The sequence below is a fragment of the Acrocarpospora pleiomorpha genome (genome assembly GCF_009687885.1).
Taxonomy (GTDB): Bacteria; Actinomycetota; Actinomycetes; order Streptosporangiales; family Streptosporangiaceae; genus Acrocarpospora; species Acrocarpospora pleiomorpha.
On record NZ_BLAF01000029.1, the window covers coordinates 34,899 to 44,134 of the forward strand.

Consider the following 9,236-nt stretch of genomic DNA (forward strand, 5'->3'; position numbering starts at 1 on the left):
CCGCCATGCCCGTCCACGTCACCGCCGCCACCCTCACCTCCGCCACGCTCTCCGCTGTGATGGTCCACGCCATCAGCAACGGAACCGCCTTCACCGTCGCCGCGGTCATCACGCTGGGCTGCGGCGCGCTGGTGGTCGGCACCCTGCTGCGCTACCTGGTCACCCGCAGGCGGGTGTCCGGCGCCCTGCACACCCACATGGCGCTGCACCGCAACACCTGCTGCAACCCCGACGCCCGTTACCTCTGCGCCTGCGGCAAGGGCAAAGCCGCCTGGATCACCATCGCCAGAAATGGCCACTCGGAGGAGGGGTTCTGCGTCACCTGCGGAACCAGGGCCACCTACGACCGCACCCCCGCCAACCATCGGGAGAACCCCTCATGACCAGCAAGAACCCCAAGCCCAACCCGCAGTCCGACCCCGTCACGCTCGTCAACGCCCTGGGTGCGGTGTGGTCGCCGGACCTGGACGCCTACCTCTCCGGCGCCGACCCCGCCACCATTCGGTGTGCGCTGTGCACCCTCGCGCCGTGCGCGTGCCCGCCCTTCGGCACCGACGCCTATTTCGCTCTGATCCAGCAGCGGCACGGCAGGGGGAACCGGTGACCCTGCACATCAGCGACGATCGGGTCACCTCTGACCAGGTGGGCAGTTACGCCTGGCACATCCGCCGGACCGGCGCCAGCTGCGGCACGTGGCTGGTCTCCTACCTGCCCGGCGCGACCTTCACCCGTGAGCAGGCGGTCAGCGCGGTCAGGTTCGCTGAGGACCGCGCCGTCTTCTACCGCCTGTGGGACACGCTTGAGCAGCAGGAGCGGCATCTCGGCATCGGCGACGACGAGATGTTCCTGCTCAACTGCGAGATCGCCACCACCAGCACGCAGGGCGCGGCCCCCCTTCCGCCAAGAACAGTGGCCGCGCCCTGCCACCCCACCACCAGCAAGGACAACGAGGTGATCCCATGGTGAACCATCAGCCCGGCGTTGACGACCCCGCCACCGCCGATGCCCCCGCCGATGCGGACGGCAATGTCGTAGACCTGGAATCGGCCCGCGACCGCCGGACCGTTCTCCCCGCCGGTCAGGAGTTCGCGCCGACCGACACCGCCTTTGAGGTGGCCCTTGACGAGGAGGACGACACCACCCCAACCGCGCCGATGCCCGTGGACAGCCCGGGGGCTGCCGCGATGCTGCCGGTCAACGATGCCCGTCCGCCGATCATTCCGGACGGTCTGCGCGCGGGTAACCGGATGCACACCCTCACCCAGGCCGCGTGCCGGTACGGCTACGTGGCGGGATTCCATGCCGTCCGCTCGCCCTGGTACGCCGTTCAGATGCTCTGGTGGGCGCTGGTCGGCCTGGTGCGGCTGATCGGCCGACAGCTGGCCTGGTGGTGGGTGGCCGAACAGTACCCGCTGTTGCAGCAAGCCGCCCGCGACAACGACGCCGCCGCTTGGCTGAAGCTGCACCGCGAAGGCAAGGCCACCCGCCGTCTGCGCTTTTGGGCGCTGGCCGGTCAGGTACTCGCGCTGGCCGTCGTGGCGGGGCTGGCCTGGTCAGGCAGGGTTCCCGGCCTGGTCTGGGCGGCAGTCGGCGCGGTGGTGGCGGTTCTGCTGGCCCGCTTCGGACGGCCCGCCGGTCGGCCGATCGTGACGCCGGTCATGGTGACCCCGCGCTTTAGGCTGCTCAACAACGACATCGTTCTCCGCGCCTACTACGCTGCCGGGCTTGGGCACCCCGACCGGCCCCACCAGCAGATCAAGTTCGGGTCCCCGATGGCCCGCGACGCCGCCGGAACCGGGTCGGAAGTGCTGATCGATCTGCCCTACGGCAAGACCTACGATGATGCGGTCAAGGTGCGTGGCGCTATCGCCTCCGGGCTGGACATCAGCGAACAGCAGGTCTACCTGACCCGGGACAAGAGCTCCAACCGGCGGCACAAGCTGTTCGTCGCCGACCGTGACCCCCTGGCCATCCCGGCAGGCCGTACCCCGCTGCTGGACGGCAAGCCGCGCAACATCTGGCAGCCCGCCCCGTTCGGCCTGGACGAACGCGGACGCAAGGTCACTCTCCTGCTGCTGTGGATCTCGATCCTGGTCGGCGCGCAACCACGCAAGGGCAAGACCTTCGCGGCCCGCCTGCTGGCCCTGTACGCCGCGATGGACCCGTTCGTGAAGCTCACCGTCATCGACGGCAAGGATTCCCCCGACTGGCGCAAGTTCGCCCTGATCGCCCACCGCATCGTGTTCGGCACGATGCCCAACCGCGACGGCGACCCCGTGGAAATGCTGCTGGACGCGCTACGGGAGATCAAGACCCACATTCAGCAGGTCAACCAGTTCCTGTCCACCCTGCCCGTGACCGAATGCCCGGACGGCAAGCTCACCGAGGAACTGTCCCGCAAGTACGCCAACCTGCGGGTGTGGGTGCTGGTCATGGAGGAGTTCCAGGTCTACTACGAACTGGACGATCAGGAGAAGAACAAGGAGATCGCCGCCCTGTTGTCGTTCATCATGGCGGTCGGCCCGTCCGCGGGTGTCGTCATCATCTCCAGCAGCCAAAAGCCCGGCGGTGTCGGTGCCGGTGACGTGCAGCGGCTGTTCAACCGCTATCGCGACAACCACGCCGTGCGCTTCGCCCTCAAGTGCGGCAACCGCAACGTCTCCGACGCCATCTTGGGGGGCGACGCCTACGCCGAAGGGTTCGACGCCTCCTCTCTGCCGGTGGGCAAGGAGTACCGGGGCGTCGGCTACCTGTACGGGGCAGCCGATGACACCCCGACCGTGCGCACCTACCTGGCCGACGCCGCCGACGCTGAGAAGATCCTGACCGCCGCCCGCGCGCTGCGGGAACGGGCAGGGACCTTGACCGGCTACGCCGCCGGACAGACCGTCATCCGCGAAATCCGTGACGTCCTGGCCGACGCGCTGTCGGTCTACCACAGCGACGCCGGTCTCCCGTGGACCCAGTTGGCCGCCCGGCTGGCCGAGCGCATCCCCGAGCACTACGCCGACCTGGCCCCGGAAGCTATCTCCGCGCAACTGCGCGCGCTGGGCGTGCCCAGCGTCGATGTCAAACACGAGGGCAAGGCGCTCAAGGGCGCCAAGAAGAGCGCCATCGCCGCCGCCATCAACCGGCGCGACACCGCCGCCGGATAGCCCGCGGATGCCCCGTCCGGTGCCCCTGGCGGACCCTCTTCCCCGGGTTCGCCAGGTCGCGGATCACCCGCGACCGGTCGCGACGCCGCGACCCGCCCCGCGACCGCCCAAACGCCACCCCACCAGCACCGACACCAGCGGGTCGCGGGTCGCGGGTGCGGCCCGCCATGCCGGAAAACCCCTCCTGGAGCCCTGATGAGACCCCACTTGGCCGCGACCGCGACCCTCACCGACCCGTCCCTTCCCGCCCTTGCGGCCCTCACCGGCTACGCCCTGGCCGTGCTGTTGCCGGCCGCTGTGGTGTGGCTACTCGGCTACGCCATCGCGTGCGCGCTGGCCCCGTTCGGCAAGTGCCGCCGCTGCCAGGGCGAGGGCAAGCACGCCGCCCGGCTCAGCCTCACCGCCCGCCGCACCTGGTGCCGACGCTGCGACGCCACCGGCCTACGCCTACGAGTCGGCCGCCGGATCTGGAACCACCTCCGCCACTAACCCCCGTCAAGGAGAACGCATTGAAGATCCGCCTCATCTGCCTGCCCGAGGAAGCCACCGACGCCGCCCGCGCGCTCGCGACCGGCTTCGACGTCATCGAGATCTCCGACCCCTACCCGATGCGGGGAACCAGCCGCAACGTGCGGATCTACGCCGAAGTGCGACCCCACCCGTAACCAACCCCCCGACCGTTCCCCGATCTGGAAGGAAGACCCTTTCATGTCCGCCGAGACCACGATCACCCCCATCACGACCGTCGCGGCCGAACAGGACGAGTACGGCGACGAGTGCGACTGCTCTTGCTGCTTGGATGAACCGCTCACGCTGGCCGACGCCCTGATCGACCCGACCATGGTGTGGATCCGCCGCGAGGCGTCCCGCGTCCTGGTCTGCGACCGGTTCGTCATCCTGGACGCCACCCGCGCGCAATTCGGCGACCTGCCCGGCCAGGACGGCCTCTACGACCTGACCGACCCCCACCACCACCCCGGCCCGTATGGCGGCTGCGAGACAGGGTTCCTGGACTCCCTGTGGGAGCAGGCCACCGGCCCCCGCGCAGGCGCCGACCCCGGCCCCGTCACCTGGTCGGCCTGGTCCTGCAACGGCAAGCGGGTCGGTTTCCTGCCCGGCAACAGCCTGGTCGCCGCTGACGACGCCTGGCTAACCCGCGCCCACTGGAACCTGTCCGGCGGGCACGGCGGGACCACCCTGCTCATCTCCGATCCCCACACCGGCCAGACCTGCGGCGCGATCGCCCGCGCCACCCTGCCCGACGCCCCCGAGGTGAAGCCGATCCTGGCCGCCATCACCGCCCAAGCCGCCGCGACCGGGCGACCGGTCTAGCCCGCACGGGCACCCCCGCTCACCCTCTGGGGCTGAGCACCCTCTGAGGCTCACTCCGGGCTGAGTGCTTGTAAAGACATCAGGACATAGATCAAAAGCCGTCTCCGGCGCTTTCAGCGCGTCCTGGACGGCTCCCGTCACCTCAACCAGTTCATGAGAAGGAAGGCCGCCCATGTCCGGCGAGACCACGATCACCGTCATCGGCAACCTGACCGGCGACCCCGAACTCCGCTACACCACCGGCGGCGTCGCCGTCGCCTCCTTCACCGTCGCCTCCACCGCCCGCACCTACAACAAGCAGATCGAGAAGTGGGAGGACGGAGACGCCCTGTTCCTGCGCTGTTCCGCCTGGCGCGACCTGGGAGAGAACACCTGCGAGTCACTGACCCGCGGGTCCCGGGTCATCGTGTCCGGACGGCTGCGCATGCGCACCTACGACACCAGCGACGGCGAGAAGCGGACGGTGTTCGAGCTGACCGTCGATGAGATCGGCCCATCGCTGCGGTTCGCCACCTGCGACATCAAGAAGGCAGGCCGTACCAACGGCGCCCCCGGCCAGGCCCGCCCCTCCGCCGCCGGCGACCCGTGGGCGTCCACCCACGCACCCGCCGCCAGCGGGTCGGGCGGGACCTGGCAGGACTCCGACGAGCCGCCGTTCTAGCCGGTCATGAACCCGACCCGGCCCGCCCTGGCCGCCGTCGTCACCTACCAGGACACCCGCTACCTGCTCCACGCAGGGCGGGTCGTCCTGGACTGGCGCACTCACCGCGTTCTCCACCACCGCAAGGGCTGCCTGCTGTGCTGCGACGTCCGCGTCTCGGCACGGGTCGGGGCACCCGCCCGCCATCCCGGCGACTGCCGCAACTGCGGACCCCGCTACCGCGGACCCCGCCCCGACCCGTGCCGGTTCTGCCGCGTGACCGCGCACCTGCTCGACGAGCACGGCCGGCCCACCCACAAAGCCTGCCTCGAACTGGCCATCACCGCCGAAGTCCTGCGCCGCGCGGCTGTGGTCACGCCCTCGCTCACCCTCGACGCCTGGAAGGACGCGGCGTGAACACTCCCATACCGCAGTTCCTGTTAGGGGTGCCCGAACCATCCTGGCTGGAACGGGTCACCTTCCCCGCCTTCATCAGCTACGGACGGCTGGCCCGCCGACCCTTGCCGCGCCAGCTGGCGGTTCGCTGCCCGGTGTCGGTGGACTCCCGCGGCTTCACCATGCTCAAGAACCACGGCAAGTGGATCGTCACCCCCGGCGAATACGTGGGCTGGCTCCGCCGCCATCGAGAGCGGATCAACCTGCAATGGGCTGCGCCCCAGGACTGGATGTGTGAACCGGCCATCATCCACGGCGGACAGTGGGGACGGGAACGCTTCGTCGGTACCGGGCTCAGCGTCGCCGAACATCAGAGCCGCACCGTGGCCAACTACCTGCACCTGCGCGACCTGGCGCCGGAACTGCCGTTCATCCCGGTGCTTCAAGGCTGGCACCTGGAGGAGTACCTCACCTGCGTCGAGTTGTACGCCGACGCCGGAATCGACCTGACCGCGCTGCCGCTGGTCGGTCTGGGCTCGGTCTGCCGCCGCCAGTCAACCGCTGAGATCGGCGACATCGTCACCACCTTGGCCGCGCTTGGCCTGCGCCTGCACGGGTTTGGCGTCAAGAACCTCGGCCTGCTCCGCTACGGCCAGTACCTGGCCTCCGCCGACTCGATGGCCTGGAGCTACGCCGCCCGCCGCGAACCCCCGCTGACCGGCTGCACCACGCACAAGAACTGCGCCAACTGCCTGACCTACGCCACCCGCTGGCGCACCCGACTGCTCACGCAACTGCACCGGCAAGCGCAGCCCGGCCCCGACATCCCAACCGCTGGCCTCGACCACTGGAAGGAAGCCGCATGAGCAATCCCGCCCTCCAAGACGGCCCGGACAACCTGGCCGATCTGCTGAACATCGATACCGACCCCGAGAACTGCACCGCCTGCGTGACCGCCCACTCCCTGTGGCCGCGCTGGCCACATGGCGCGTGCCCCTACCACTGCGGCATCAACCAGGCCACTCGCACAACCACCGCTCCGACCGACCAGCCCGACGACCCGCGCTACGGCCACAGCTTCCACAAGGTCGAACTGATCGAAGTCCGCTGCGCCCTGTGCGACGTGGACGCCACCATCCTGCACGACCTGAACCGCCCGGACGGCATCCCGTACCTGCACAGCATCGACGCCGCCGCGTGGATGCTGCCCTCACGCAGGTGGACCCGCGCCCGGGACCTGGAAACGGGCGAAGTGACGCCGTTCGACCAGCGGTGGCTGTGCCCCGCCTGCACCCTCGACCACCACTGCGACTCGCACGGCCACCAGCCCGAGACCGTACCCGCCTACCGCAACCGGCACGGAATCAAGGTGAGCGCCTGCCAGCGGTGCGGCCACTGCGACGCCTATCTGACTCAGCCCACCCTGACCAGCCCGCCCCGCATCGTTCTGCTGCTGTTCCGCGTGGCACGTCTGCTGATCGAACCGGGCTGGCTCCTGTCCTGGGTCCGATACCGGCTCGCGATCCGCCGCTTCCGGCGCTGGCAGCAGACCCTCACCGATGAGGACCTGTGATGAGGGTGCACAGCGACAACCGCCAGCCTGGCCCCCCGGCCCGCGCCACGGGTCGGGGGGCTGTCATCGACGGCCCTTACCGGTATGACCTGTGGCGCACCTGGACCACCGCCGCCCACCCCTCAACGTGCGCGTGGGTGATGCTCAACCCCTCCACCGCCGACCACACCAGCGACGATCCCACCATCCGCCGCTGCATCGCCTACTCCCGCGCCTGGGGGCACGGCGCGCTGGTCGTCCGCAACCTGTTCGCCTTCCGCTCCCGCAACCCCCAGGAGCTCTTAAGCGCCGATGACCCGGTCGGCCCCGACAACGACCTGTGGCTGACCGCGCACCTGGACGGAGTGGACCGCGTCGTCCTGGCCTGGGGCACCGGACGCTACCCCCGCCTGGCTGGCGACCGCTGGCGCCGCGTGGCCGCGCTGCTGGCCCCCCGAAACCCGGTGTGCCTGCGCACCGCCAAAGACGGCCAGCCGGTACACCCGCTCTACCAACGCGCCGACCTCAACCCGATCCCCTGGAAGGAGGCCGCATGACCATCAGATCGACAACGGGCGACGCGTCGCGTCCCACCACGGCGGAATGCGACGCGTCGCGCGTGGTCACACCCGACACCTCGCATCCACCAGGTGCGAAACGGCTATGCGCCTGGTGCACCGGCCCCATCCCCGCAACAGCACGACAAGACGCCATCTGCTGCTCGGTGCGCTGCCGTCAGGCCCGGCACCGGTTCACCCGGACGATAGGTCCAACTCCGCAAGGCGTCGCACCCGGCCGACCGCTACGGCTGGCCTACGCCGACCCGCCCTATCCGGGCAACGCCCGCCTGTACCGAGGTCATCGCGACTACAACGGCGAAGTCGACCACGCCGCGCTGATCGGCCGACTGGTCGTCTACGACGGATGGGCACTGTCCACCTCAGCTCATGCCCTGCCCGCCGTGTTGCCGCTGTGCCCACCCGGGGTACGCGTCGCCGCCTGGCATCGCGGGGAACGCGCCACGGCAAGCCGCTGGCCGCTCAACGCCTGGGAACCGGTCATCTACACCCAAGCCCGGCCCGCCGACCCGTCGCGTCACACCGGCACGACACGACGGGTGGACTCCCTAGTTCACGGTGTTTCAGCGATGACCACCCTGCGACGCTTCCGCAGATCACACCCTCGACATCTGGAAGGAAGCCACATGACCAGGCACGACCAGCTCCGCTACGCCCTAGCCGCCGTCGCCCGGGGCTGGCACGTCTTCCCCGTCACCCCCGGCGACAAGGCGCCATCACGAGGGTTCACCGACTGGGAGCATCGCGCCACCACCGACCCCGCCACCATCCGCCGCTGGTGGTCGCACGCACCGTACAACATCGGCATCGCGTGCGGCCCGTCCCGCCTGGTCGTCATCGACCTGGACAAACCCAAACCAGGCGAGCACCCGCCACCCCGGTGGGCGCTGCCCGGGGTCAACGACGGCGCCGACGTGCTGGCCGTCCGGTGCGAGCAAGCCGGACAGCCGTTCCCGACCCTGGAAACCTTCCAGGTCAGTACCCGGCGCGGCGGACTGCACCTGTACTACACCGCACCCGACAGCCCGCGCCTGCGCAACACCGAAGGCGACAAAGGCAACGGGCTGGGCTGGCTGGTCGACACGCGCGCCCACGGCGGCTACGTGGTCGGCCCCGGCAGCTTTGTAGACCTGCCCGACGGCACCGGCACATACGCCGTCGCCTACAACGCCGTCCCCGCCCCGCTGCCCCCCTGGCTGTTCAAGCAGCTCTCACCCCGGCCACCTGCGGTGGGTAAGCCCGTGCGCCTAAACCTCCCCGCGGACCGGCGCGGCAAATTCCTGCACGCCGCCATCACCGGTGAGCTGGAACTTCTGGCCGCCGCCCCGGAAGGCCAGCGCAACCGCACCCTGTACATGGCCGCGACCGCCCTGGGGCAACTCGTCGCCGGTGGTGCCCTCGCCGAATCCGAGGTCACAAGCCTGCTTGAACAGGGAGGGGTCAACTCCGGGCTGACCGCCTCCGAGACCCGAATCACGATCAAATCCGGGCTCAAGAACGGCGCCCGCCGCCCACGCACCATCGCCGCCTGACCACCCCGGCGGCAAGTCCGTGCGCGTGGCCGACCCCGCACACAAGCAGGC

The 9,236-nt window shown here is 69.9% G+C and carries 13 protein-coding genes; all 13 read left to right on the plus strand.

The window, feature by feature from the left end; translation table 11 throughout:
• The first annotated feature begins 5 nt into the window (after positions 1–5).
• The 13 genes from Aple_RS25165 (at position 6) to Aple_RS54660 (ending at position 9,185) form a co-directional block, all read left to right on the plus strand.
• Complete coding sequence (locus Aple_RS25165; protein ID WP_155347166.1) at positions 6–383, plus strand: hypothetical protein; 378 nt, start codon at positions 6–8, stop codon at positions 381–383.
• Complete coding sequence (locus Aple_RS25170; RefSeq protein WP_155347167.1) at positions 380–604, plus strand: hypothetical protein; 225 nt, start codon at positions 380–382, stop codon at positions 602–604. The genes Aple_RS25165 and Aple_RS25170 overlap by 4 nt, the downstream gene beginning before the upstream one ends.
• On the plus strand, positions 601–966 hold the full coding sequence (locus tag Aple_RS25175; RefSeq protein WP_155347168.1) for a hypothetical protein: 366 nt from the start codon (positions 601–603) through the stop codon (positions 964–966). The genes Aple_RS25170 and Aple_RS25175 overlap by 4 nt, the downstream gene beginning before the upstream one ends.
• Positions 960–3,155, plus strand: a complete 2,196-nt coding sequence (locus Aple_RS25180) for a cell division protein FtsK (protein ID WP_155347169.1) — start codon at positions 960–962, stop codon at positions 3,153–3,155. The genes Aple_RS25175 and Aple_RS25180 overlap by 7 nt, the downstream gene beginning before the upstream one ends.
• A 195-nt stretch (positions 3,156–3,350) precedes the next feature.
• Positions 3,351–3,644, plus strand: a complete 294-nt coding sequence (locus Aple_RS25185; protein WP_218038501.1) for a hypothetical protein — start codon at positions 3,351–3,353, stop codon at positions 3,642–3,644.
• 20 nt (positions 3,645–3,664) lie between these two features.
• A complete protein-coding gene (locus Aple_RS25190) occupies positions 3,665–3,820 on the plus strand; it encodes a hypothetical protein (RefSeq protein WP_155347170.1) in 156 nt (51 codons plus the stop codon).
• Between the two features lie 43 nt (positions 3,821–3,863).
• Complete coding sequence (locus Aple_RS25195; protein ID WP_155347171.1) at positions 3,864–4,487, plus strand: hypothetical protein; 624 nt, start codon at positions 3,864–3,866, stop codon at positions 4,485–4,487.
• A 172-nt stretch (positions 4,488–4,659) separates the two neighbouring features.
• On the plus strand, positions 4,660–5,148 hold the full coding sequence (locus Aple_RS25200; RefSeq protein WP_155347172.1) for a single-stranded DNA-binding protein: 489 nt from the start codon (positions 4,660–4,662) through the stop codon (positions 5,146–5,148).
• 6 nt (positions 5,149–5,154) lie between these two features.
• Positions 5,155–5,544, plus strand: coding sequence for a hypothetical protein (locus Aple_RS25205; RefSeq protein WP_155347173.1), 390 nt, complete (start codon positions 5,155–5,157; stop codon positions 5,542–5,544).
• Entirely contained in the window at positions 5,541–6,389 is an 849-nt protein-coding gene (locus Aple_RS25210; RefSeq protein WP_174889872.1) for a deazapurine DNA modification protein DpdA family protein, read from the plus strand. The genes Aple_RS25205 and Aple_RS25210 overlap by 4 nt, the downstream gene beginning before the upstream one ends.
• A complete protein-coding gene (locus Aple_RS25215) occupies positions 6,386–7,096 on the plus strand; it encodes a hypothetical protein (protein ID WP_155347174.1) in 711 nt (236 codons plus the stop codon). Before Aple_RS25210 ends, Aple_RS25215 begins: the two co-directional genes overlap by 4 nt.
• A complete protein-coding gene (locus tag Aple_RS25220) occupies positions 7,096–7,632 on the plus strand; it encodes a DUF1643 domain-containing protein (RefSeq protein ID WP_155347175.1) in 537 nt (178 codons plus the stop codon). The genes Aple_RS25215 and Aple_RS25220 overlap by 1 nt, the downstream gene beginning before the upstream one ends.
• Positions 7,629–9,185, plus strand: a complete 1,557-nt coding sequence (locus tag Aple_RS54660; protein WP_246264764.1) for a bifunctional DNA primase/polymerase — start codon at positions 7,629–7,631, stop codon at positions 9,183–9,185. The genes Aple_RS25220 and Aple_RS54660 overlap by 4 nt, the downstream gene beginning before the upstream one ends.
• The last annotated feature ends 51 nt before the right edge of the window (positions 9,186–9,236 follow it).

Coding starts and splice junctions, on each gene's coding strand:
- Aple_RS25195 (WP_155347171.1), top strand. CDS start 3,864: ATGTCCGCCGAGACCACGATCACCCCCATCACGACCGTCGCGGCCGAA.
- Aple_RS25185 (WP_218038501.1), top strand. CDS start 3,351: ATGAGACCCCACTTGGCCGCGACCGCGACCCTCACCGACCCGTCCCTT.
- Aple_RS25165 (WP_155347166.1), top strand. CDS start 6: ATGCCCGTCCACGTCACCGCCGCCACCCTCACCTCCGCCACGCTCTCC.
- Aple_RS25170 (WP_155347167.1), top strand. CDS start 380: ATGACCAGCAAGAACCCCAAGCCCAACCCGCAGTCCGACCCCGTCACG.
- Aple_RS25215 (WP_155347174.1), top strand. CDS start 6,386: ATGAGCAATCCCGCCCTCCAAGACGGCCCGGACAACCTGGCCGATCTG.
- Aple_RS25205 (WP_155347173.1), top strand. CDS start 5,155: ATGAACCCGACCCGGCCCGCCCTGGCCGCCGTCGTCACCTACCAGGAC.
- Aple_RS54660 (WP_246264764.1), top strand. CDS start 7,629: ATGACCATCAGATCGACAACGGGCGACGCGTCGCGTCCCACCACGGCG.
- Aple_RS25180 (WP_155347169.1), top strand. CDS start 960: ATGGTGAACCATCAGCCCGGCGTTGACGACCCCGCCACCGCCGATGCC.
- Aple_RS25200 (WP_155347172.1), top strand. CDS start 4,660: ATGTCCGGCGAGACCACGATCACCGTCATCGGCAACCTGACCGGCGAC.
- Aple_RS25220 (WP_155347175.1), top strand. CDS start 7,096: ATGAGGGTGCACAGCGACAACCGCCAGCCTGGCCCCCCGGCCCGCGCC.